The sequence below is a fragment of the Cytobacillus eiseniae genome (assembly GCF_017874625.1).
In the GTDB taxonomy this organism is placed as follows: domain Bacteria; phylum Bacillota; class Bacilli; order Bacillales; family Cytobacillaceae; genus Cytobacillus; species Cytobacillus eiseniae.
Genome location: NZ_JAGIKZ010000033.1, coordinates 1 through 24,489, shown reverse-complemented (window position 1 = coordinate 24,489; position 24,489 = coordinate 1). Strand labels below are relative to the sequence as shown.

23 protein-coding genes and 1 other annotated feature are annotated in these 24,489 nt (G+C 35.7%); of the genes, 6 read left to right on the top strand and 17 right to left on the bottom strand.

All coding sequences use genetic code 11. From position 1 onward, the window contains the following. Positions 1-53 precede the first annotated feature (53 nt). A complete protein-coding gene (locus J2Z40_RS17875; RefSeq protein ID WP_066392113.1) occupies positions 54-2,111 on the bottom strand; it encodes a methyl-accepting chemotaxis protein in 2,058 nt (685 codons plus the stop codon). A 538-nt stretch (positions 2,112-2,649) separates the two neighbouring features. Next, complete coding sequence (locus J2Z40_RS17870) at positions 2,650-3,315, bottom strand: hypothetical protein (protein ID WP_066392112.1); 666 nt, start codon at positions 3,313-3,315, stop codon at positions 2,650-2,652. 449 nt (positions 3,316-3,764) lie between these two features. On the opposite strand from J2Z40_RS17870, the gene J2Z40_RS17865 reads away from it, so the two are divergent. Both J2Z40_RS17865 and asnS read left to right on the top strand, forming a co-directional pair. Beyond that, positions 3,765-4,781: a DUF3231 family protein gene (locus tag J2Z40_RS17865; protein ID WP_066392110.1), complete on the top strand. Its 1,017-nt coding sequence runs from the start codon at positions 3,765-3,767 to the stop codon at positions 4,779-4,781. A gap of 639 nt (positions 4,782-5,420) precedes the next feature. Next, positions 5,421-5,659: a binding site (T-box leader), on the top strand. 53 nt (positions 5,660-5,712) lie between these two features. Continuing rightward, positions 5,713-7,104, top strand: a complete 1,392-nt coding sequence (asnS, locus tag J2Z40_RS17860; protein WP_066392109.1) for an asparagine--tRNA ligase — start codon at positions 5,713-5,715, stop codon at positions 7,102-7,104. 39 nt (positions 7,105-7,143) lie between these two features. On the opposite strand, the gene J2Z40_RS17855 is transcribed toward asnS, so the two are convergent. Next, positions 7,144-7,572, bottom strand: coding sequence for a VOC family protein (locus tag J2Z40_RS17855; RefSeq protein WP_066392106.1), 429 nt, complete (start codon positions 7,570-7,572; stop codon positions 7,144-7,146). A 90-nt stretch (positions 7,573-7,662) separates the two neighbouring features. Continuing rightward, on the bottom strand, positions 7,663-8,199 hold the full coding sequence (locus J2Z40_RS17850) for a hypothetical protein (RefSeq protein ID WP_066392104.1): 537 nt from the start codon (positions 8,197-8,199) through the stop codon (positions 7,663-7,665). Positions 8,200-8,552: 353 nt separating this feature from the next. Here J2Z40_RS17850 and J2Z40_RS17845 point away from each other — a divergent pair, with 353 nt between their 5' ends. Continuing rightward, positions 8,553-8,921 (top strand): metalloregulator ArsR/SmtB family transcription factor, encoded by a 369-nt coding sequence (locus tag J2Z40_RS17845; RefSeq protein WP_066392101.1) that lies wholly within the window; start codon positions 8,553-8,555, stop codon positions 8,919-8,921. A gap of 3 nt (positions 8,922-8,924) precedes the next feature. Beyond that, on the top strand, positions 8,925-9,923 hold the full coding sequence (locus J2Z40_RS17840) for an NADP-dependent oxidoreductase (protein WP_066392098.1): 999 nt from the start codon (positions 8,925-8,927) through the stop codon (positions 9,921-9,923). Between the two features lie 442 nt (positions 9,924-10,365). Here the strand turns inward: J2Z40_RS17840 and catA are convergent, their stop codons facing one another. The 7 genes from catA to J2Z40_RS17805 all read right to left on the bottom strand — a co-directional run bounded on the left by catA (position 10,366) and on the right by J2Z40_RS17805 (position 16,650). Further along, positions 10,366-11,013 carry a type A chloramphenicol O-acetyltransferase gene (catA, locus tag J2Z40_RS17835; protein WP_066392096.1) on the bottom strand — a complete coding sequence of 216 codons (648 nt, stop codon included), beginning with the start codon at positions 11,011-11,013 and terminating at the stop codon, positions 10,366-10,368. 179 nt (positions 11,014-11,192) lie between these two features. Continuing rightward, on the bottom strand, positions 11,193-12,011 hold the full coding sequence (locus J2Z40_RS17830; RefSeq protein WP_066392094.1) for a lipid II flippase Amj family protein: 819 nt from the start codon (positions 12,009-12,011) through the stop codon (positions 11,193-11,195). A gap of 35 nt (positions 12,012-12,046) precedes the next feature. Beyond that, positions 12,047-12,808 carry a TraX family protein gene (locus J2Z40_RS17825; protein ID WP_066392091.1) on the bottom strand — a complete coding sequence of 254 codons (762 nt, stop codon included), beginning with the start codon at positions 12,806-12,808 and terminating at the stop codon, positions 12,047-12,049. Between the two features lie 219 nt (positions 12,809-13,027). Continuing rightward, positions 13,028-13,753 (bottom strand): Fic family protein, encoded by a 726-nt coding sequence (locus tag J2Z40_RS17820; protein WP_066392089.1) that lies wholly within the window; start codon positions 13,751-13,753, stop codon positions 13,028-13,030. A 263-nt stretch (positions 13,754-14,016) separates the two neighbouring features. After that, the gene (locus tag J2Z40_RS17815; protein ID WP_066392087.1) at positions 14,017-14,619 is read right to left on the bottom strand and encodes a VanZ family protein; all 603 of its coding nucleotides are present in this window, start codon (positions 14,617-14,619) and stop codon (positions 14,017-14,019) included. A 325-nt stretch (positions 14,620-14,944) separates the two neighbouring features. Continuing rightward, positions 14,945-15,889 (bottom strand): ATP-grasp domain-containing protein, encoded by a 945-nt coding sequence (locus J2Z40_RS17810; RefSeq protein WP_066392085.1) that lies wholly within the window; start codon positions 15,887-15,889, stop codon positions 14,945-14,947. Between the two features lie 257 nt (positions 15,890-16,146). Next, the gene (locus J2Z40_RS17805) at positions 16,147-16,650 is read right to left on the bottom strand and encodes a DinB family protein (RefSeq protein WP_066392082.1); all 504 of its coding nucleotides are present in this window, start codon (positions 16,648-16,650) and stop codon (positions 16,147-16,149) included. 160 nt (positions 16,651-16,810) lie between these two features. On the opposite strand from J2Z40_RS17805, the gene J2Z40_RS17800 reads away from it, so the two are divergent. After that, positions 16,811-17,755 carry a helix-turn-helix transcriptional regulator gene (locus J2Z40_RS17800; protein WP_066392080.1) on the top strand — a complete coding sequence of 315 codons (945 nt, stop codon included), beginning with the start codon at positions 16,811-16,813 and terminating at the stop codon, positions 17,753-17,755. A gap of 366 nt (positions 17,756-18,121) precedes the next feature. Here J2Z40_RS17800 and J2Z40_RS17795 read toward each other — a convergent pair whose 3' ends face one another. From J2Z40_RS17795 to J2Z40_RS17770, 6 genes are all read right to left on the bottom strand, one after another. Further along, positions 18,122-19,036 (bottom strand): sensor histidine kinase, encoded by a 915-nt coding sequence (locus J2Z40_RS17795; protein WP_425351428.1) that lies wholly within the window; start codon positions 19,034-19,036, stop codon positions 18,122-18,124. 14 nt (positions 19,037-19,050) lie between these two features. Then, positions 19,051-19,800, bottom strand: a complete 750-nt coding sequence (locus tag J2Z40_RS17790) for a hypothetical protein (RefSeq protein ID WP_066392078.1) — start codon at positions 19,798-19,800, stop codon at positions 19,051-19,053. After that, positions 19,793-20,710: an ABC transporter ATP-binding protein gene (locus J2Z40_RS17785; RefSeq protein ID WP_066392076.1), complete on the bottom strand. Its 918-nt coding sequence runs from the start codon at positions 20,708-20,710 to the stop codon at positions 19,793-19,795. The genes J2Z40_RS17790 and J2Z40_RS17785 overlap by 8 nt, the downstream gene beginning before the upstream one ends. A gap of 148 nt (positions 20,711-20,858) precedes the next feature. After that, complete coding sequence (locus J2Z40_RS17780; protein ID WP_066392074.1) at positions 20,859-21,539, bottom strand: response regulator transcription factor; 681 nt, start codon at positions 21,537-21,539, stop codon at positions 20,859-20,861. A gap of 111 nt (positions 21,540-21,650) precedes the next feature. Further along, positions 21,651-22,373, bottom strand: a complete 723-nt coding sequence (locus J2Z40_RS17775; protein WP_083953843.1) for a hypothetical protein — start codon at positions 22,371-22,373, stop codon at positions 21,651-21,653. Positions 22,374-22,463: 90 nt separating this feature from the next. After that, the gene (locus J2Z40_RS17770; protein WP_066392068.1) at positions 22,464-23,669 is read right to left on the bottom strand and encodes a CPBP family intramembrane glutamic endopeptidase; all 1,206 of its coding nucleotides are present in this window, start codon (positions 23,667-23,669) and stop codon (positions 22,464-22,466) included. 330 nt (positions 23,670-23,999) lie between these two features. Here J2Z40_RS17770 and J2Z40_RS17765 point away from each other — a divergent pair, with 330 nt between their 5' ends. Then, positions 24,000-24,413 (top strand): GNAT family N-acetyltransferase, encoded by a 414-nt coding sequence (locus tag J2Z40_RS17765; protein WP_066392066.1) that lies wholly within the window; start codon positions 24,000-24,002, stop codon positions 24,411-24,413. Positions 24,414-24,489: the final 76 nt, after the last annotated feature.

Sequence of the window (24,489 nt, the reverse complement as noted above, 5' to 3'; positions counted from 1 at the left end):
CATGGTATTTGTGATTTTCCCCCAATAAACTGAACGACTTAACAATAACAATCCTATTTCTTAATCTTAAAGAAGTTCATTTTGTTTCTCATTTCATTGGTCATTTCACCTAAGCTCACAGCTGAAGCAGTGACTTCTTCGGTTGAAGCAGACATTTCTTCTGCAGATGCTGAAATTTCCTCTGCCGATGCAGCTACATCCTCTGCTATTGCTCCGGTTTGATCGATTTCTTCAAGTATTCGATCTTTTTCTTCTTGAATCTTTACGGAGGATTCTTTCGTTTCCTTTATTTTAGGTGAAATGCTCTCAATCGCCTGAATGATTTCCTCAAAAGAATGAATCGTCGCATCTAACTGCTCTCTTTGTAAGCGAATTTCTTTATTAACCTCTTCAGTTGAAGCAACCATTTTACCAGTGTCTTGTGATACACCTTTAATGATTGAATCAATTTTTCCAGAAAACTCTTTGCTTTTCTCTGCTAAGTTCCTTATTTCATTTGCAACAACAGCAAAGCCCTTTCCTGATTCTCCCGCTCTAGCAGCTTCAATGGCTGCATTTAATGCAAGCAAGTTCGTCTGGTCAGAAATGGAATTTATGATTTCTGTCATCTCATTTACATTGCGAATATTTCCTTCAACCGACTTCACTCGTTCAATCAATTCCTTAAAAGTCTCGTTCAGTGATTCAAAAGAAACCGTCATCTTACTCATTTCTTGACTGCTTTCATTCGCCATACTTATAATCGAATTTGCTGAAGAATCCACTTCATTTATCGAGTGATTCATCGAATCCAAGCTTGTTCCAAATTGATTGATTCTTTTATTTATACTTGTTAAATTCTCATGCTGCATGGATGCTCCTTCAGCAACCGTCGTGATCGCTGCTGCGACATTTTCCGAAGTAGCGCTCATCTGCTGCGAAAAGAATGTTAAGTTTTGGGCATGGTCATCAATGCTTAAGGCATTCGTTTGAAAGCTTTTGATCACATCTGTTAAGTTAGTTTGCATCGTGTTCAACGCTCTTCCAATATCCCCGAGCTCGTCTTTTCTTGCCAAATCTTTCTCTATAAATTCGTTTACTAAATCACCCTCGGCAACGACTTCGGCAATTCCGCTATATTTCTTCGCTGTTTTTCCCATACGGTTCGAATAAACAACGATAACGGCAGTGACAATGATAATCGAAACAATACTAGATAGAACAAAAATACGTAACAGGTTATTTAAACTATTAAATAAGTTATTTTCACTTACACTTGCAGCGATCTTCCAATTTGTATGAGGAATGGTAGAAAAATAGAAAATATACTTTTCATTATCAATCGTATAATCTGTTATTCCATCCTCATTCGCTAACATGTATTCAGATGCTTTAACAAGAGAGGCATTTTTGTCGTCCAAAATGTTTTCCTTTATTAAAAGATTTTCCTCTACACCACCGAGAAGAACACCATCCCCCTGTACTAATAAAGCCGTTCCATCGTAATCAATTTCAGTTTCAGTAATTAACTTTTGAATACTGCTAATATCAACATCAACTGACACGACACCCATTAAATCGTCCTTCTGATTTTTAAAAGGATAGGCAGCAGTAACCATTGAAACATTCGTAGAGGGGTCATCATATGCGGTTGTCCACCCACCCTCTGGTTGTGAGCCTACTTCATACCACTCGGTTTTCCATATATCTAGATTTCCGACTGTATACGAATCATCAGTGACAATACTCTCTCCATCCCTATATGCAAATGGTGCATACTTTTCTTTTCCTTTAAAAGCCAATGGTTCAAACCAAATCCCCATACTAAATGTTTCATTGTACATCGGGATATAGTTTTCTAACAATCCATTATAAGCATTTTCCGATAGCACATCTGCATTCACTTCAATTGTTTTTGCTAGACTTTGTGCGATCCCTTTTTCCTTTTCTAAAATCGTGTTGATTCTTTGTACCGATTCTTGAATCTTCGTATTCATTGCATAATCTAATTGGCTCGTAATAATTTGTTTTGAAAATGTATAACCAATGGTAGATATAACGATCAGCGCAATGATAATGATAGGAATAATAAACGAGATTAACGATGTTGCAATACTTTTCTTACGATGCATAATTCTCCTATTCACTCCTATTTTACAATTTTTTTAGATTTCTATATAAATTGTATCGTCTAGGCTCATCGTTTTATTTAGTGATTCTACCGATCTCTTTTTGGTAATGATTGGCATACACTCCAAGACTTTAATAGACATATTCCTTGTTAGCGAAAGGCGTTTGAGTTTAAGTTCGTAACCCGCAACTATTCCAAGGGCAATTTAATGTACACCGATAGGCCAGTACTCTATAGCTATTTTGTCCTTTCATTCCTTTTTTCTCGCGGAATTAATTGATTATCGGAAAAACCCCTTCGATTTTTTTTGAGAAATCTATTAGATTGCTAAACTCAAAGCACCATAAAAGAAAATAAGCGGAATTTTTCCGGTTAAATGCAAAATGGAGGTCGTTTTGGAGAAAATAAGCGGAAAAATTCCGCTTATCCAACGAAAAATCCCCGATTTTCACGTTATTTGTGGAAATAGGCGGAGTTTTTCCGTCTATTTAAGGTATTTTTTAATCTATTTTCTAAATAGGCGGAGTTTTTCCGCTTATTTATCTGAACGGGTGCTTAACCTGATTTCCTAGCTGATAAGAGCGGACCCTTTTCATCCCAGATGCAGGGATTAACAGCTTTTTATCGACTAGTTGAGAAAGTGCCTTTTTTACGGTCTTGTCACTTAGCTTCAAATCCCTCTCTACTTCTATCGGAGAAATGGCTTCTCCGTTTCGAATCGCAAGCCGTAGCACTTCCTTTTCGACAAAGGATAAAGATGTTTGGTCTAGTTCATCACCTAGCGATTGGCCAATCACTTGCTGAACAATCTGTTGGCATCGTCGGGGCTTTTCATTCACTTGGTCATAAGAAAAGCGGATCACTGTCCATCCGTCAATCACCAACTGGTTTTGACGCTCAAGGCTGTCAGAAAATTGCCATCTGCTTATGCTCTTTAAGTGCGGGCCATACCCGTCGATCTCAAAGCAAATCCGGATGGCAGGACGAATATAAGCAAAATCCAGATACCTTTTGCCATCCTTAAAATCATCGACTTCATATTCTGGATGAAGATAGTTGAATTGGTAAAATAACGGCCACCATACTTGCTTCAAAAACAACATTTCAGCCTGATTATGTCCTTCTTGCAAGCGCCGCAGCCGTTCACCAGCTCTTGCCTGCAAGTGAGCATTCAGAAAGGCCTCGTATTCTTCTTCAAATCCCATCGCATTCTTCCTCCTATTCAATTTTTAGTAATCTATCATTTTATTGACTAATTTAGAAACCTCCATTTCTTCTACTATTAAATTTTGCATGCAGATTCGAGATGCCACGAATGAATCGTTAAAACTTCAAATAGATTTTGAATAAACGAGTGTCAATGAGAATATGTCTTCAATTGGAGAGAGAAAAGGCAAATAAAGACTGGCGGATTAGTGTTAGAGGATCATGCTATTTTCAGTTTAATAGAATTCCTCAATTAGTCAATTGATTCCCTTGAATATTGCAATAATTAATAGCTATGCTTATCGCCCCCTCCGCCACATATTTTTTGGGGAGCTGGAAAGCATAACAGAAAAGGATGAATTGTTGCTCTTGACTTCATAAACCCTAACAAAAGTGCATTCAAAAATTCCTTCAATAATCTGAGTTTAACAAAATGGAGGTTTTTCCTTTGGGGATTCTTAAGAAAACAAAAACTTTAACCGCTGCAGAAGCATCCGCATTTTGGCTTCAATATCAAGGCGATAGCATGGCCATATGTGTGTACAAATACTTTCTTAGCATAATTGAAAACAAAGAGATCAAACCTATTTTAGAACTTTCTTTACAGTTAGCAGAGACCCATATTAGAAAAATCACCGCATTCTTAAAAAATGCAAATTTCCAAGTTCCAATAGGATTTACTAAAAGTGATGTAAATATGAATGCCCCGCGTCTGTTTTCTGACCAATTTTTACTCTTTTACTCCTATATTATGACTGTACATGGGATAACCGCTTATAGCTTAGCTATAACAAACTCGGAAAGATCAGACATTCAAGATTATTTTACTGAATGTACAATTTCTTCTAAGGAATTGTTTCAAAAAATAGTGGAACTGTTTAAAAACGAACCAAAATATTCAAGTGTCCCCATTATTCCTTCGCCTCAAGGTACAACTTTTATGGAATCGACAGGAATGATTTCAGATTTAATTGGAGACAAAAGACCACTGAACAGCTCCGAGATTAGCACCCTATTTTTTAATTCAAAGAAAACTGGCTTTATCCGTTCGTTAAGTTTAGGTTTTAGTCAGGTGGCAAAGCAGGAAGATGTTAGAAATTTCATGTTAAAAAATGTTAAATTAGCAGGGAAAGATGCAGATAGCTTTGATGCAATATTACGAGAAGATCATTTACCAATACCTGAGAAATGGGATGCTGAGATTACTGATTCCACTATAAGCCCTTTTTCGGACAAGTTGTTAATGTTTCACGCAGGATTTTTAGTAAATGCAGCACTTACTTATTATGGTGCATCATTAGGTTCCAGCTTCAGATCGGATATACTTGTCAACTATTTGAAAGTATTTACTCATGAAACAGAAGCCGGCGCTTTTAGTTACAATATTATGGTCAAACATGGATGGTTTGAAAAACTTCCTGAAACGATCGACAGAAAATCAATCGTAAACAAGACAAAGAAATAAGACAAAGATTGTGCGTTGTACAACTCCTTTTGTTTTTTTCCTGCTATTGTGTCAAAATCCTGACGAATCTAGTTTAAACGAAATAAAACGCTCTAATGATGATTGGTTTCGAGGCAGATGATGGTGAATTTATTGGAGAAGTAATAGGATATACAGAATAAAAATTTAAATGGCATAAGTCGCTTCTAATATACAAACATTCGAAATCACAGCAAAAGGCGCAATAGAAGGAACAAACACAAGGCATGGATTCCTGTGTAAAAATCCATGCGTTTCATTTCCTACCTTTTTTTGCGGACATGGAGTACGTTATTATCATAAATCAAGCTATTTTGGGGAGTTTCCGGACACTAAGTACGTTATTTATTACTTATAAGGTGAAAATAACACACTTTTCGGAACGTGTGTCCGATAAAAATGTAAAAGCACCATTATTCTTGCGAATAGCGGAACGTGTGTCCTGTTATTTACGCATATTATTCCTTTGGGAGTTTTAACATCGCATTGGATCGTTCTTATTATGGCAACTATTATCACGTAAATAAAGGTTCTAACTTATAGCTCCTTTGGGGCAACTAGACAAAGGATTATGTTTTATGATAAATTAGCATCATAAAATGAATTAATAATCGATATATGTTTAAATCGTTGATAAGGAAAGTAGTTTTTGCTGTATTCGATAGCGAGCCAGGGACGGTGGAAGCCTGGTGATGAAGCATAAATGAAGAACACCTTTGAGTTCTAACCGAAAGAGACATTCTTAAGTAGGCTTAGACGTTGCCAGCACGTTATCTGACTGGGTTTAGCATTTAGCTTTAAAGTTGGTCATATAATGACAATTTGGGTGGTACCGCGGAAGCAAGCCTTTCGTCCCTTTTTTTAGGGGATGAAGGCTTTTTTTATTATGAATACTATCATAAGGAGAATGATTATGATAAAGACTGTAGTGAAAGATTTATACAGAAAACAAGAGGATTTTAAGGATCAAACGGTTCAAATTTCAGGGTGGATCCGTACGCTTCGTGATTCCAAATCCATCGGCTTCATGGAATTGAACGACGGAACATTTTTTAAAAATGTCCAAGTCATTTTTGAGGATACCCTTGATAACTTCAAAGACATTACGAAGTTGCCTATTAGCTCCTCTGTTTTAGTAGAGGGTGAATTTGTTCCAACGCCTGAAATGAAACAGCCTTTTGAGATTAAAGCGACAAAAATCGTTATTGAAGGATTATCAGATACCGATTATCCTTTGCAAAAAAAGAGACATTCACTTGAATATTTAAGAACAATCGCTCATTTACGTCCGAGAGCCAATACGTTCTCAGCCGTTTTCAGAGTGAGATCACTTGCCTCTTACGCGATTCATAAATTCTTCCAAGACAAAGGATTTGTAAATGTACATACGCCAATTATTACTGGAAGTGATACAGAAGGCGCTGGAGAAATGTTCCGCGTGACAGCGATGGATTTGAACAAGCTGCCAAAAAATCAAGACGGCCAAGTGGATGAAAGTGCAGATTTCTTCGGCAAAGAATCCAACTTAACGGTTAGCGGGCAATTAAATGCCGAAACCTTTGCTCTTGCATTCCGTAATGTATACACTTTTGGTCCGACATTTAGAGCAGAAAACTCGAATACAGCGCGTCATGCCGCTGAATTCTGGATGATTGAGCCGGAAGTTGCCTTTGCTGAATTACCGGACATTATGGACCTTGGTGAAGAAATGGTCAAGTATGTCATTCAATATGTTTTTGATCATGCGCCTGAAGAAATGGCTTTCTTTAATAGCTTCATCGATAAGACTCTGATTGAAAGATTAGAGAATGCATTAAACGCTGACTTTGGTAGAGTGACTTATACCGAAGCGGTTGAATTATTAATGAACGCTAAGAAGGAATTTGACTACCCTGTTGAATGGGGAACAGATTTGCAGACAGAGCATGAACGTTATCTTAGCGAAGAAGTATTCAAGCGTCCTGTCTATGTAACCGACTATCCGAAAGAAATTAAAGCATTTTACATGAGAGCAAATGAAGATGGCAAGACAGTCGCTGCGACTGACCTATTAGTTCCTGGAATTGGCGAGTTAATCGGGGGAAGCCAGCGGGAAGAAAGAGAAGACGTCCTTGCAAATCGAATCAAAGAGCTAGGAATGGCGGAAGAAGATTACTGGTGGTACCTCGAGCTTAGAAAATACGGTGGCACCAAGCATTCTGGCTATGGAATTGGCTTTGAACGACTAATCATGTATTTAACTGGCATGAAGAACATCCGCGATGTCATTCCATTCCCACGTACACCAGGAAATTCAGATTTTTAATTTTTATAAAAATAGGACGCTGCGGCGTCCTATTATTTTTTATAGCATGAATTCTAGATCCCACTGTGGATTCCAAACGACTTCCCAAAGATGTCCATCTGGGTCTTGGAAATGTCCAGCGTATCCACCCCAAAAAGTATCATGTGCTTCGTCTGGAATCACAGCTCCAGCTTTTCTAGCTTGTTCCATAACCATATCGACTTCTTCCTTGCTTCCTACATTATGCCCAATTGTACATTCGGTCGGACTTGGGGAAGTTTGACGAACCTTCGCCTCATTGGCCAGATCTTTTCGATTCCACAGGGCTAACTTCAAGCCGTTTTGTAAATCAAAGAAGACAACTGCTCCATGCTCAAACTCTTCACCTTGTATGCCTTCTGTCTGTAGCCCAAGACCATCTCGGTAAAATTTCAGCGACCTTTCCAAATGATCCACACCTAATGTAATGACAGTAATTCTCGGTTTCATAAATTGTAAGTACCTCCTAATCAGTTTATTACCCAGTAAGAGAAAACAGTTACTAGGTATCTATTGATAGATAGTTAAAACGATTATTAGTTATTTGACTATCTTCTTATTTGAATACCCTGTAAAAATAAAACACGTAATAAACGCAACCATTGTCACAACTATCCCCAAAACGAAACCAACTGCCTCCATAAAAGTATCTTCCCCCAGGTAAGAAGGCTTTAATGTCACTAACTTATAAATGAACATAAGAGACAAAATAAGAAAAAAGCTGCTCCCGATTGCTCCCATTTTCAAACGATTTCTTTTCGTACCTTGCCATGCTTTACTCATGATTATCCATAAAAACACACTGCCGATTGTTGCAAAAATTATCACAAGCCAATGAATAAAAGGAATGATTAAAGACGTCAACACATAAAGAAGAAGTGCTGTTGAAAAAAATAGGACCGCATTTAGGACAAATAAGAAAATTCCAGCTAACCAATGATTTTGAAACCATGTAGCATTTTTTAGCTTACGTAATAGACTATTATTTTCTTTAATAATCTCTATTGATGGCCTTTTTATTAATATAATAATATATACTCCCATAAGGCCGATTAATAAGAATAAAATTAAGGACATGGTCATTCCTCCATAATTTAATTACATTTCAATCTACTAAGAAAAGCTTTAATAGATGAATATTCTTAATTAAAGAACTTTACTATAATCCTACCTCACCATTTATCGCTATTCAATAAATTTTTATTCAATATTAATATAAAATATTTCAGGTGAAATGCTAAAATTGCTTTATTTCTTAGAGCAATCATCAAGCGTGTCCCCTTTTTTAAGTTACTTCACATTCGTTTCCCCTCTTAAATGTATTCGTCTCGATTTGCTTTCTCAATATTGCACCTAACATTACAATCTTGTATTGTTGTATTCAATCATATGGTTTATCAACTTAAACGATTAAACTAATTATTGGAGGTATTTCCCAAATGAATAAACAGGAGCAACTAAATACAATTAAAAAGGATTTTATTAATTGCCAAAAAGTACTATTGGCGATTGGGGATGAAACACGTCAATCAATTTTGTTCGTTCTCATGGGTACAGACTGTCAAACCGGATTACGTGTAGGTGAAATCACTGAACAAACACATCTTTCTCGGCCTGCTGTGTCCCATCATCTCAAGGTATTACGCGAGGCTGGTATTATTTTAATGCGTAAAGAAGGAACAAAAAACTTTTATTATATTAATGTACGTACAGAATTAGGTTTATTAAGAACGCTTGTATTGGATATTGATCAGTTCATGCAGAACTTTTATTCAAATGATGGAATTTCGGAGGGATAGGCAATGAAAGCGATGATTATTGATCGATACGGAAAGGTCCCGATGCGTTTAGCAGAGATTCCCACACCTGAAATTGGTGAGTATGAGTTACTCGCAGAAATTTATGCAGCAAGTATTAATCCTGTTGATTTTAAGATACGTGATGGGAAAGTCAAATTATTAGTTAAATATCAAATGCCTCTTATCTTAGGGAATGATTTTTCTGGTGTCGTTGTAAAAGTTGGTGCAAAAGTGACTCGTTTTAAAGTTGGTGATGAAATATATGCCCGTCCACGTAAAAGTAAAATCGGTACTTTTGCAAAATATATCGCAATTCATGAAGATGACATCGCCTTAAAACCAAAAAATTTGAGCTTTGAAGAAGCAGCATCAATCCCGCTCGTTGGGCTAACCTCCTATCAAGCCCTAACAGACATTTTGCAATTACAAAAGGGACAAAAGATTTTGATTCAAGCTGGATCTGGTGGTGTCGGTACCTTTGCGATTCAACTGGCAAAAGTAATGGGCGCAACGGTTGCAACGACTGTAAGTGAAGCTGGTACAGATTTAGTACAATCTCTTGGTGCAGATGAATTGATTAGTTACAAGACAGAAAAGTTTGAAGAAATCCTGAATAACTATGATGCTGTATTTGATACGCTGGGTGGCGAGACCCTAGAAAAGTCATTCAAAGTGTTAAAAAGCGGCGGGAAAATAGTTTCCGTTTCAGGATTACCGAATGCTCGTTTTGGCAAAGAATATGGTTCCGGATTTTTTAAAACGTTGTTGTTTTCAGCAGCAAGCAGAAAACTTACTGCGCTTGAAAAAAAGCATCATGCTCAATATACGTTTTTATTTATGAAGCCAAGTGGAGAGCAATTACGTATTATTGCAAACCATATTGAATCTGGGAAAATCAAACCTGTAATTGATAGCGTTTTTCCTTTTGAAGATGCGCAAAAAGCGATGGAATATGCAGAATTAGGAAGGGCGAAAGGGAAAATAATCGTGAAAATTAGATAAGTGTTAAACGAAGTAAAAATAGATCCTATTAAATAAGACGCCTCGTCCATAAATTAGTAACGAGCAAAATCAAAATAAGCGGAAAAATTCCGCTTAAATACAAAATAAAGCTCATTTTGGATGAAATAAGCGGAATTTTTCCGTCTATTCAATGAAAAACTGCTCGTTTTTGACTTTTTTAAGTAAATAGGCGGAGTTTTTCCGCTTATTTAGGCTATTTATATTAATATTTACGAAATAAGCGGAAATTTTCCGCCTATTTATCCGTTCAGGTGCTCTACATTAATCACCAACCGATCAGTGCGGACTTTCTCGATCCTAGTTAAGGAATCATCTAATCCCTTTCACCGGTTTTAACAAATAGTTTATCTTGTGATCTGCTCATTCGCTTGCTAACTTACCAAAAAAAACTAATTTAACAGCATTTCCCCCAAATAAACAACTAGAGCCACTCTTCACTTTCATCAGCTAGTCTTTGAAATTCATTCATAAAAATACTAGCATGATACCCATCACAAACAGCATGATGAACTTGGAGTGAGATTGGTAAGAATATTTCCCCATTTACTAGAGTATATTTGCCGCCAGTAGTTATGGGCAGAAGATAGTTTCCCTCATTATGAATATTTAAATTAAATCCAGTAAAAGAACTCCAAGGAATCATAGAGATTGGAATATTATTTTCTGGTATAGGCGTCTTTGGAAACATCCTGCCCGTTCCATTGTATTTTTCTACATCCTTTTCATACTGAGAATAAAACGATGAAAACGCAGGGAAATTTGATGTCCAAATACTTGAAAAAGTACATGTTTTTTTATCAAAAATTGTATAAGAAGGGATAACCTCCTCCCAATACCCTAACTCTCCTTCTGAGTTAAAATTCGTTCTGAATTCTCGATGTGAATTAGCTATTTTTGTAATCATAAAAATAAAGGCCGGATATAACTTAATATTCTTTTTCTTTAAGTTTTCCATCAGAAACGTAATATTTATTTCATTCGTTATACTGAATGTTGTTTGTTGTTGTAAATAGTTTTCAAAATACTCTTTGCGATGCCAATTTTCACGGTCTATTTTATTAAATGTCATTTTCAATGCCTCCTAAAATTGTTATATGATTTTTAGGAGGCAATCTTGTCTGCTTTCTTCATTATAATCATCCTTTTGTAAATGGAATTACAGTCATATTATAGGAATCTATTCCTATCGTCAATTTTATTTTGCTGAGCTTTTCATTATTCATGAAACGCACCATTATATGAAAAAACTTATTCCGTAAAAAATTTAGATGCCCATGCAATATAATGGGCACCAGGGATAAATAAGAATTGAGCTAAAATCGTTCCAAGCAGTCTTGAGAAGATCATCATTATCGAGATCCCTTTAAGGTCAGCGTAATTTCCTTTTCCATTCACAACATCATCCGCCATGACTGATATCTTCGGATCAACAAACACAGTTAACAGGATTGTTGCAATCCCATTAATTAACCCCGATGCCATGATTGTACTAGCGGCTCTTTCAGGAGCAATTAAAGAAGCATACAAAGCCGAAAGTACACCAATCGTGTATACTGCTGTAATCATCATATTGATAAAGAATAATCTTTTAGGTATTTTTTTGAAGTTAATCCCTTTTATATACGTAGAGCTAGGCATTGAAATATGATTAATTCCTCTTCTTATATATTGAAGGGTAAAACCTTTTTGAATGAGCGACGGAACAGAACCGCCTTGTTTAGATAAATGAATAATCCCTCTAGAGAATAACGCAACGAATGTTGGTAAAAGGAGGATTCCGATTATTGTCCCTACTGTAGAAGCACCGATTATAAATCTATACTGATTTTCAACAACTAACAAGGCATTTTCCTTAGGAGCACTGTCTACTAATCCCCCAGTAAATGGCTGTTGCATCATATTAGAAAGTCTCGAAACGATGACCATCATATTGAATAAAGATAAGGCCGAAGCAATTAACTTAACCCTTGCTCCAGACAAACGGACGGCATAGGCCAATGTTTCAATGCTATGGATAATGAGAATAAATAAGGCAATATACAATACCTTCCCCGTTAGAAATTCCATATGTACAACTCCTTTTTTGACCATACCTCAACCGATTATTGTAGGCTTTTCCCGATAAAATATAGAAGGATAATATGTATTGGGTAGAAAAAATAGAAAAAGTATTTCAATCCTGCCCCCTTCCTGCCGTTATATAGCAATAATAAAGGGAGTGCTAAAAGCATTAGCCACTGAAAATCTACAAAATTGAAAAAGATTTTATTATGAAGTGCAAACATATGGCCACGCTTTACTGTTATCACGAAAATAAGTGCAGAGAATAATAGATAGTACAGTGATAATTGTCTTTTCGTTTGAAAGAAATAAAACCCAACACCTAACAAAATGAATAAAATACCACCTTCAACAAATAACGAATTCCCCAATACCGCTCCAAAGAAATACATATCCATTTTCTCATAAATAACAACAAATTCAGTAAAAAAGATAATTGGCACTACACTACTTAACTGCCAAAGGAAAATATAAATAATCTTCTTTTCCTCGATTGCGTAAAGAAAAAGACCGATTAAAAACAATGGTGCAAAGAAATTAAAGTTCTCCGTATAACCTGTTCCCGGTACTGCTTGCAATACAAGATTAACAAATGCCATTGCAACACTAGCAATATATAAACGTAATAGATACTTCTTTTTGTTCGACGTATGGCGATATCCATTGGCAACGAAATATATGAATATGGGTGCTGCAATCCGTCCGATCCATCTGAAATATTCTGGTGTATTCGGAATAAAGAAAGCAATGTGGTCCAATAACATTGCAATTAATGCAATGATTTTAAGGGTGGTAGCAGTCATTTGTGAGTTCTCCTTTTTCACCCATTATGTGGGTACCTTAGTATATTTTACCATACCCTCAAAATATATTTCTTCTACTTACTTGCTTCGATAATAAAACAAGCGACTGCTCTAAACGAACAATCGCCTCTAATAATCTATTAATATAGGTGTATATTTCCTTGAATTGATTGCAGCTCCAGAGAATGACATTACTAGACTCGGGTCAAGTAAGAAACCTTACACAGCACTTAAATATAAATCTAATGAAGCCTCAACTTCTTTTGAAACAAGGTTGACAAAATCATTGTAATCCTCTGTCGTGTGCGCTTTGTCTAAAGCATTATAATAAGCCAATCGATTTTCGACACGAATAATAATTGGTGGATAGCCAGATTTCATTAATTCTAAGTTTAATAATAGCCTTGAAGTACGACCGTTTCCGTCAATGAATGGATGAATCCCTACAAATATTGCATGTAACATCGCACCTCTGTCAATCGGATGTAATTGTTGTGCCTCGCCATCATACCATTTTATTAAAGCATCCATCTGCTCTTTAATTTTAATTGGCGGCGGTGGTGTATGAACAGCCCCTGAAATGAACACTTGCTGGTCACGATATACACCTGCATAGGCATCATCTATCCCTTTTAAAACGAGTCGATGTAGATTTTTAATTTGCCATTCCGAAAATGCTTCTTTCTCCCGTACAATATCTTCAACATATGATATCGCATCTCGGTGATTAATGACTTCTAAGTGCTCTCGCATTGTTTTACCACCGACAGTAATTCCTTCAAGCACAACCTTTGTTTCATTGATCGTTAACGTATTCCCTTCAATTGCATTTGAATTATATGTCCATTCTAAAAAAAGTTTGTCACGTAAGCTTTGGACTGTATATTTTGGTAATGGTCGTTTAGCGTCTAGTTGTTGCTTTTTTAAATCGATTTGTTCGAACACATCATCATCTCCTTAATCGATGAGTTACTATTCTTTATCTTAATATAAATTGCGAAGGAAACGAAACTTTTCTACTATGTATAGTTGAAAGGGATTTCACATTAAATGCAGTGGATTGCTAAAAAAAGTATAGGATTTGTCGAAGTGTGTTCGCTCATGCCGTTAACTCTATAAATATATGAACGCCCATTAATACCCTCAATTTACTATTTAGGGTTCATAATTCTATGTATTAATTGAATATCCTTCTTGAAAATATATACTTAAATTGTCAAGATTCTTAAATTACTTTTACCCAATACTAAAATTATTAGTTTATATATACAAAAACCTAAAAAAGTGCCTAACACATTACAAATAACGTCGTCGATGTCTATTGTTCTGGTAAAAACTACCCCAAATAGACATTGTACAAACTGTAAACTTTCAATACTAAGAGAAATAATAAGACCTATTATTATCGTATTTTTTAGCCTTTTGAATTTTCCCCATAATAAAGGCAGGAGAAATCCCAAAGGCATAAACATTAAAATATTGCCTCCTACATTTCTTACAATCAACTTAATCATAAATAATGTGTCACCACTATACGCGATTCCTACTTGGCTAATGTCTCTAAATATTGAAATAAGAGGTATGTAATTTATTACTTTATATGAGAATTCTATGTGCGAAGCCCCTATGTATAAAGGGAATAAAGTTACTGAAGCAACCATCAGAATGTATAATACAAACAGAAACCTGATCAATTCCTTTAACCAAAACACTGACCTTTTTTGTTTCAGTTTTAAAACCAGAATTATGACTCTCAAAACTATGTAACATATAAAACCAAATACAATAACTATGCCTCCACTAATGCTCAAACTTACCACCAACTCCTAATATCTCCATAATTGTTACAAGGTTAAGTATAATATCCATAAGAGGCCCAAATACTATAAATTCCCTTCTTTAAAAATATGAATAGTATAACATTTTTCTAAATATTCTTCTTCCATTAAATAGAGAATCTCTTAACTGCCCTGCGCATTATTTTAATCCTCAATTAAAAAAAAGCACAAACTTTCTTTTTGGATAGCTGGATTCCAGAAATAAACAATAGAAAAAACCATATCCAAGTTAAGTAGCGAATATGGCGTACATTTGATCAACCATTAAGACAAAACCGTGTCCCTATGCTTACTGCAGTCATCCTTCTATTCTCTCCAATGCTTCTCCAAGAAACTTGGCAAGCTCGAGCATGCCATATTTCTCTGCTTTTGTTTCTGCATCTGCATTATAGTTTGTGTTTGTATTAACATCATACGTAAAAATTTCACCAGCAGCATTTTTTATACATTCGATGCCGGCCACATCAATTTGGGCAGCTTTCAGAAAAGCTTCATAGCGTTCGATTAAATAGTGATCAACCGCTTCTACAATTTCGAATTTCGGTCTTGCTTCTACTTCTTCTCCTACAGGACAAAATTGATCGCCAATTTGACATGCATCTGCTGGACATAGCTCAAATCCGTCTGACGTATCGACCCTTACAGAATAAACATATTTGCCACCTACAAACTCCGCTCTTGTAATAGAGGAATCTGGTGATTGGATATACTCCTGGATCAGCGTAATTCCATCTACTGACTCTTCAAATGCAGAGCTATTGACATGTAACTTCAATGATTCTACCGTTTGGAACAATTGGACGCCAAGTCCTTTCCCAGCCCGATTATGTTTCGTAATAAATGGGGCAGTACCTAATCTTTCGGCCGCTTCTATTATTTGCTCTCGGCCCACTGCACCAATTGTTTTTGGCGTTCGAATTCCACTCGCTTCAAGCGCTGTATATTGTTTAATTTTACTTAGTTCAAGACGTAAAGCATTACTGCCATTAAAAACCGTTCGATGGTGGAATTCAAGCCAATCAAGAATTCCACCAGTCAACTCTGGTGCATATCGGTGATCTCTTGTGTGAGACGAAGCACTCATCCGATTATAAAATACCCCTTCTGGTGGAATCGAAGTTAAATCAATGATCCCTTTATCAAGATGCCATGCCTCATATAGCAAGTTTAATTCATCCAATCGTTTGGTTAAGTGAGAAGTCCAATCCTCATTTTCATGGATAATGTATATTTTCTTAGACATATAGGATTTCCCCTTCCTTTTCATCTATTGCCACCACTTAAGCTTTGCACAAAATTTCCAATCTCTTCTAAACTTTATCACACATTTCTTCGTATTGTTCAACGATATGACCTTTAAAATGAAAAAGAAGCACGAAACCTTTTTCCGAAAAAATGACCTATGATTGCTGCCCTTCGCTTGATCAGCAAATGCCCGTTTATTCAAAAAAAGAAGCGATCATCCATTAAGGATCAACGCTTCCTTTTCGTACGGTCTAATTAAAGAGGCGGATTTTCTACCCCTAAATGCACCCAATCTTCTTTTGGTGGCCCATACACGCCAAATGGTTTCAATCCCGCTTGACGCATAAGAACGGTGATTTGTCCGCGATGATGAACGGTGTGTTTGATGAGTCCCATTACGATTTGTGCATTTGTTTCTTCTCGGCCAAATGCCATTTGCACTTCCTGCAACGTATCATTTTTCCATTGGTGTTCAATAGCCTTGACTGCCTTGGAGCTTACTTGTTTAAAGGTTTCGGAGATATCTTTAGCTGTCGTTGGGATCTGTTCTGCATTTTCAACTTCATCGATTTTCAACCCGAATTCAGCCAAGTATTCTGGAATCGTTGTTGTTAAATGCCACGCGATTCTTCCTAGTGTTCGACCTTCTGGATACACTTGTTGGTTTAATGAATCATCTGTTAATCCATCTAAAACGTTTTGAGTTAATAGCGCTTCCTTGTTCCATTCTTTAATGAAATCTGCAATCGTTACGTACATTCATCATTCCTCCATACTATATTTCTAAAGACCATTAAGAAGCGTTGCATCTCCAGCTCCGTCCTCGAGACAACTGCATTACCACTTATTCTTTATCTATTCGTTATTATATATTATGATAGTGACAACATTTGTCACTGTTATTAAAAAGGAGATCGAAATGTCTAAAGCAAAAAGATTAAATGAGATGATCATGATGGTGAATCGAAAAAAAAGATTCACTGTTAGGGAATTAGCGGAAGAATTTGGGGTATCCAAACGAACGATTTTGAGAGATTTGCAAGAATTGAGTGAGATGGGGGTACCATTGTACTCAGAAGTTGGTCCAAACGGAGGGTATCAAATTTTAAATGAAAGAGTTCTTCCCCCCATCGCCTTTAGTGAAGATGAAGCTGTTTCTATCTTTTTTGCCATTCATGCATTAAGGCATTATCTCTCCCTCCCTTTTGATATTGAGTATGAATCAATCGTAAAGAAGTTTTACTTAAATCTTTCTGGCGATATTAGAGACACAATCGATAGAATGCAAGATCGAGTTGATTTTCAATCGATCCATCAACAAGAAAAGATCCCCTTTTTAAAACAATTGTTGGATGCTGCCATTCAGCAAGACGTTCTAAAAATTAGTTATGAAACAAAGGGAAAAACTAGCTCTAGAACGATTCAACCAATTGGTATTTATGCAAAGGAAGGAAAATGGTATTGTCCATCCTATTGTTTTTTTAGAGAGGACTATCGTGTTTTCAGATGTGATCGTATACAATCGATCGAACGTGATGAAACAATTACGCCTATTGATTTATCGCATATTACTTTAAAAAATCGTTTTTCCATTCTTAATCAGAAGAAAGAGAGGATGGAAATCTATGTGGAGTTAACTAAACAAGGAGTAGAAACATTCCAATCTGTTAACTGGCCCAATCTATTTTTAAGAAAAAGGATAGATGGATCAGGATATATAGAAGGGGTGATTGAAAAACATGATATTCACTTTTTATCCACTTACTTTATCTCATATGGAGAACATGCGATGATTAAGAAGCCATTTGAATTAATTGAAAGGACAAAAGAACTAATAAACAAAGTATTAAATCAATATAACTAATTGAATTTCTACCTTTCTCTAAAAATATTTCACTTGATGTTACTATGTATGAAAAATAAGCGGAAATTTTCCGGCTATCTTGGGAAATACCTCTATTTCCTTAAATATAAGCGGAGAAATTCCGCTTATTTGATTTAAATTGATGAATTTTGTCTTATTTAGAGCAGTTAACCGGAATTTTTCCGCTTATTTTCTCTTTTTAAGCTTCTTTATTTGAAATAACCGGAATTTCTCCGCTTAAATTGAGCGGAACGAACCTGGCCCTTTCCAAAAATAAAACAGCTGCCTCGTTGACAGCTGAATCTTCCATTTGAAACTCGTATCCCTTTAAGTCCACCTAAATTTTATCCTACCCAATTTCCCAATCTACTCCCATTTTCTAAAGTACACGGAAATGATAAATTCTTTTTCATGGACATCAGCAAGGACTTTCCCTCCGTGTTGATCGACAAGCTGCTGAACAATGTGCAGCCCTAAACCAAGATGGGTGCCGCTTCTGCTATGGTCTAACCTGAATGTTCGATTAAATATTTGTTGAAGTTCAGATGCATTCATCATCTCAACGTCATTTACTGCCTTTAACACAATGTATTCTGCTTCTTCCACCAGACTCATGTTGATGTAGCTTTTGGCATAGGCTAATGCATTTTGAATAATGTTTGTCACAATACGAACGGCTGCTTTTTTATCTGCCAAAATGGGAGAAACAGCACCTTCATCTATATTTACCATTAATTTCTTTTTCTCAAAATCATCATAGAACATGAGCATCGTCTCTACGATGATTTGTTCTAGATGCTGCTTTTCCATATGCAGCTTCTTGTCTGAGGAATGCAGTTGGGAAAGTTCGTAAAATAAATCCACAATCATGGCGAGATTATCGACCTTCTTATGAACAATCGCTAAAAACTCTTTTCTTTCCTCTTCAGATAAAGATGGATCGGTTAATAACTCTGAAAACCCCTTGATCGATGTTAAAGGGGTTCGTAAATCATGGGAGATATTTGTGATTTCTTGCCTTAATTCCATTTCTCTTCTTTCGACAGACTGCTGATTTTGTTTAAATAGATGAATCAGCTGGTTGATTTTCGCCGCAAATCGGGCCAAGTTTTTATTATGTGTATTTGTTCGAACCAATTCATTTGTCCCGAAGTTTTCATTGATTTCTTCTAATTGTTTCGTCATCCTTCTGACATCCCAACGGAACAGCAGAAGCTTGCAAACCGCAACAATTAGCAGGAACCCTAAAATGATTATCATCAGCCAGCTGTTCACGTTCATTCATCCCTTCACAATCAATCGATGTTTTGTTTCGCGAATAATTTCGCTCCAATCAGCAAAGAAACCCCAGATATGACCAAACCGACGATCCAATATTGGAAACCTAGTTCGGGTGTGTCATTCACAAAGCTCATTAAATTATCATTTAGCATTGTATCTGGCGCATATTTATATAATTCGTCTAACGCTGTAAACGGACGGAGCAATAAATGCAGCAAGTCTCCCAAAAATCCGAAAATGATTGACACGATTATAATGATAAAAATTTCTCCTACTTTCAGCATTTTCAGCGTATGGACGAGGAAAAAACCACTCAGGACAATCGGAATCATATTCACACTTGCCATTAGAAAATGTCTGATTGCGTGGTGTTCGTGAGTCAGCAGATTATCCCCTAATAGAATCATCAAACATATACCGACGATACAAATGAACAAAAAATAACTTAAAGTAAGAATCAGTTTAGACCAAAAGATGATCCTCCGAGAAATGCCGAAAGAAATAGCTTGCTTAATTAAATAGCGATCTTTCCCAGTAAGTGCAATATTATAAAGTAACCCTATTATGATAATCAATAATCCGCTGGCAATTACATTTGAATAAAAGAATGTACTTGTTCCATAACGAAAATTCGGATCGGATTGTGCCGTAAAATAGAGGACGCCTGCAGCTGAGGCAATCAGCAGGAAACAAATGATACCTGTTAGATGCAAGCCTTTTTTTCGGAGCAGACGGTAATATTCACTTTTCATATAATTAATCATGTGTATCCTCCTCCACTAATCCTAAGAAATACTCCTCGAGATTCATCACTTTGATGCTGAATTCCTTCACCATCACTCCATTTTCAACTAGCAAGCGATTGATCTCTCCACTTCTCTCTACATAATTCTGGATCGTGATTTCTTGATTAGGAAGGACTTTAAATTGAATATCTGCATATGCTCGTTCTAATAATTGCACTGTTTTCGCTGAATCATCAACTGTTAACAGAATTTGTTTCCTACTCTTCTCTTCTAGTAGCTCTCTGCTTAAATCATCGACAATGACACCGTTTTTAATAAATACAAAACGTGTGGCCAGCAAATCCAATTCCGTTAAAATATGACTGGAAATAAGGATTGTGATTTGGTTTTCTTGATTTAGCTTCCTCAATAATTTGCGGATTTCCATAATCCCTTCCACATCCAACCCATTGATTGGCTCATCAAGCACCAAACAATCCGGGCTACTCAAAAGACAAAGCGCAATCCCTAATCGCTGCTTCATTCCCATAGAATAGTCGTTAAATCGTTTTTTCTTTTCATGTGCCAAACCGACAATCTCCAGCACTTCATACATGCGTTTTTTGTCAACAATCCCTCTTTGAATCCGGAAATATTCCAGGTTTTGGACGGCGGTAAAATCTGGGAAAAATGCAGGTGTTTCTACCATAAACGCCATTCTTCTTTTCGCCGTTTCAATCTCTTTGCCTGATTTTCCGAACAACTGAATTTCTCCAGATGAAGGCATTTGCTGCCCTGCAAGAATTTTAAAAAACGTCGATTTTCCCGCACCATTTTTTCCTATAAGTGCACAGATTTCGCCTTTTTTCAATGAAAAATCTAGCGGTTTAATGATCGTTTCATCTTTATATTTTTTCGTCAATTGAAACGTTTGTATAATCGCATCCATCTTGTTGACTCCTTTGCTAAATACTTACTTTTAGTTTAGCGGAGAAGTCTTTAAAATCCTTTAAACAAAACATAAAGAATTCATAAAGAAAAAGTGCAGGGCGTCTGAAAGGGCATATCTGCACTTATCCTTTCTGACAGTAGGGAAGTCAGACAAACATAAACCCAACACCCCAAATGGTCTTAATATATTCTGAATCAGTCATTTCGGACATTTTCTTGCGGAGGTTGGAGACGTGAACGCTGACTGTATTATCATCCCCATAGTACGTCCCTTTCCAGATGCTCTCATATATCTCCTTTTTGGAAAGCGCTCGCTCCGGATTGTTGACGAAGTATGTTAACAGATCAAATTCAGCATTTGTGAGCTGCAGTTCCTTCTCATTTAACATGACAGACCTTTTTTCGATATTGATTTTAAGCCCGCGCCATTCCATTTTCGCTGATGGCATCGGATGAACATTCGCTTTTCGCAATTGAACTTCGACTCGGGCCATCAATTCTTCCTGATTAAACGGTTTCGTTATGTAATCGTCCGCCCCCATTTTCAAGACTTTCACTTTATCTTCGACATCTACTTTGGCAGAAATAATGATTATCGGAATCGAACTTTTTTCTCTAATTTCTTTTATTAGCTCCTCCCCACTTTTGCCTGGCAGCATCAGATCCAATAAAATTAAATCAAATGGATGATTTTGTAGCTGCAGCAAGCCTTCTGTACCAGAATAGGCGAATACAGTCACCATCTGTGCTTTTGCCAAAATCACACTTAGCAATCTGCTAATCTCTTGATCGTCCTCTATAATTAAAATTCTTTTCCCTTCATTCATAGGATCACCCCTTTTTTTGATAGACTTTATTCTTTTTCTTGTTTGATTTTTGTGGGGAAATATGGGGTTGGTTTTTGTGCAGAGTGAAGGTAACTAGCCAATCTTTAAAAATTATTTACCTGTTTTCAATGCTGATTCACTTATTATATTACTTAGTTTTAATCTTATAAACCATTCTTCAGCCTCACTGACAACCTTACCGACTCCATTAATTACTTCTTGGTATTCCAAACCTTCCACTGCTAGAAAGTCCACACCTAATTTTGCTATTCTGTAAATGATCATCGACCATTCCGAATCCGTCATTTTATCTTTTGAATATTTGTTGATATATTTTGCACATTCTTCTGAAAAGGCACAGGAACCAGCCGTTATATCAACTTCTTTGTTCAACTCTAAGGAACAAATCGTATTTGTAATTTTCTCCGTTTCAACCCATGCTTTTGGGTGTGTGTGGAATGCCCTTTCAGTCCTGCCTAATATAAGATAGTCGTAATTAGGCACAAGATTCATTATATTTTTTAATTCGTCTAAATGATTGTTTCCCCAAGTCAATAATCGGTCAAAGTCACAATAATGATAATATTTACTCGTACCAGTAAGTCCAAAACTCACTACCGCCCTACGTGCCTCGGCTGCACCTTTTTTAGGGATTATTTTAATTTTAAAATTGGTATTTTCAAATTCCTTAACTAATTCATAGGAAGTCTCATCACTAATTGTTATAAAAAGCTCCCCATAAATTTTCTCAAATTCTTTATGGAGTTTCTTAAGTAGATTTATATTTTTCCCTTTGGGGTCATGTGTAATGGTTAAGAGAGCAATTTTAGACAAAAGCTTCACCTCTAATAATTATCTTTAATGAGCAACTTTAAAACAAATCGCTTTTTTTATTATTTTTATATAGTTAACCATCCTACCCATTCATAGTGAATTCGTAGTTACTATATTCACTTTACGTATGGATTTCCTACTCCCATGCTGCATAAAAACAATTAATATAAACATAGTTACCCACACGACATTCCCAAACGAATGAGTAGGATAATCAGAGAAAGAAAATAATGGGAGACCATAATTATTCAGTGCATGTATGATAATGGGGATCCATAAATTTTTTGTCACTATGTAAAGATAAATTAATGTTTGACCAGATAAAAATAACATAAGAAGACGACGAATAGCCTGTGCATAATCTAATTGTTCAAAGCCGCCAAAATCACTTATTGTATGAACAAAAGCAAATAATATTGAGCTTATTAATATAGCTAGAATGATCGCATGCTTTTTTATAAAGTTTCTTAATAGGATTACCAGCAGAACAGGTAAAAAGAGTCTAAATATGGCTTCCTCAAATAGAGAAACCCCAAATAAGAAGCCTATAAAACGACCAATTAAACTGAAAACATCAGTTTCTACTACTAAACTGGAAATAGATTGACCCGACAGCCATTCTACACCAACAACAAATAAATTAGAAAATATATAAATAATGAATAAATAGACGAATCCAACTTTCATTTTATCTAGATTGACTACCTGACGAAACACGGGCTTAAAAAAACTAGATGGGAGTATTAAAAATAAGAAAAGTGAAAAAATAAGAAAGGAACTAAAATTGAATACGAGATTAAAAGTGAATAAACCAGAAGAATAGTCATGTAGTGTTTTGCTTACTTGAATCATCTGCGTCTTATATGTATTTAAAAAGATACTTTGAAAAATAAAAAGAAAAACAATTGCTACCAGTGACATGATAATCATTGAATTTCTTGCTTTTAGATGAAATGGAACTTTGTCAGTTAATTTTAATAGAATGAAAGTCCAAATAATAGCAGCAATACAATGTAAAAAAATATCTAACCAAATTAAATGATTCTTGAAAAAACCGTCCATCATCGTTGTAATCACAGGAGTTAAACAGAATAAGATTATTGGAAAGGTGAATGAAATAATGCCTTCTAACCTTTCTGTTAACTGGAAATATAATAAATATAAGCCAATCAACAAGAATATGAATACGTGGATAACACTATTATCCGGCTGCTTGTAGATCGTTGTTTCTAGAACAAACATATTTATTAATAGAGATACTAAAATGCCACCTAAAATCCAATAAAGCTTTTTCAATTTTTAAATCCCTCCAAAAAGCATCATATAATTATCATTATTCTGATAAATTATATCAAATAGTTAAAAAGGAACCAATGAGTCTATCTAATATTTACGTAGGATTTTGGAAAAATTTACATTTACCTTTAATAGAGATCTCTGAGATATGTTAAGTTGTATAATTTCATTCTAGTAAACTACGACCATTGTATTATTTTAAAGGAAACAAAATCTTTTTATCGAATTAAAACCTTATAAAATTTCAAAAGTATCTGGAGGTTACTAGTATGTTACTTTACTATTGAGATTAACTTCTAAATCCACAAATTAGTTTAGGAGTTGATATTTATGATTTATAAAAATAATCTTGAAAACATTTCTCCAGATATGTTGGAAGGCTTTTTTGTGGATTGGCCAAATCCACCTAGCACAAACATGCATTTAAAACTATTAAATAACAGCAGCAAAGTAGTAATTGCCGTTGATGCAACTAATAATAAAGTTGTTGGATTTATTACAGCAATAACTGACGGCGTGCTCTCTGCATACATTCCACTACTTGAAGTATTACCACCATATAAGAATAAAGGTATCGGTAGGAAACTGGTAAATCAAATGTTTCAAGAGCTTGACGACATATACATGATTGATTTATGCTGTAACGAAAATTTAGTTCCGTATTATGAAAAATTAGGAATGATAAAAGCAGCAGGTATGTTAAAAAGAAATTACGCGATGCAATCTCGGTGTTTGTCAAGATAGTTGTCGCATTTCACTTGTTTGCTAGTGTAAAAATGTTAGGGGTTACTACCGCGCTTCGCTTGGTGGCCTTCTCATC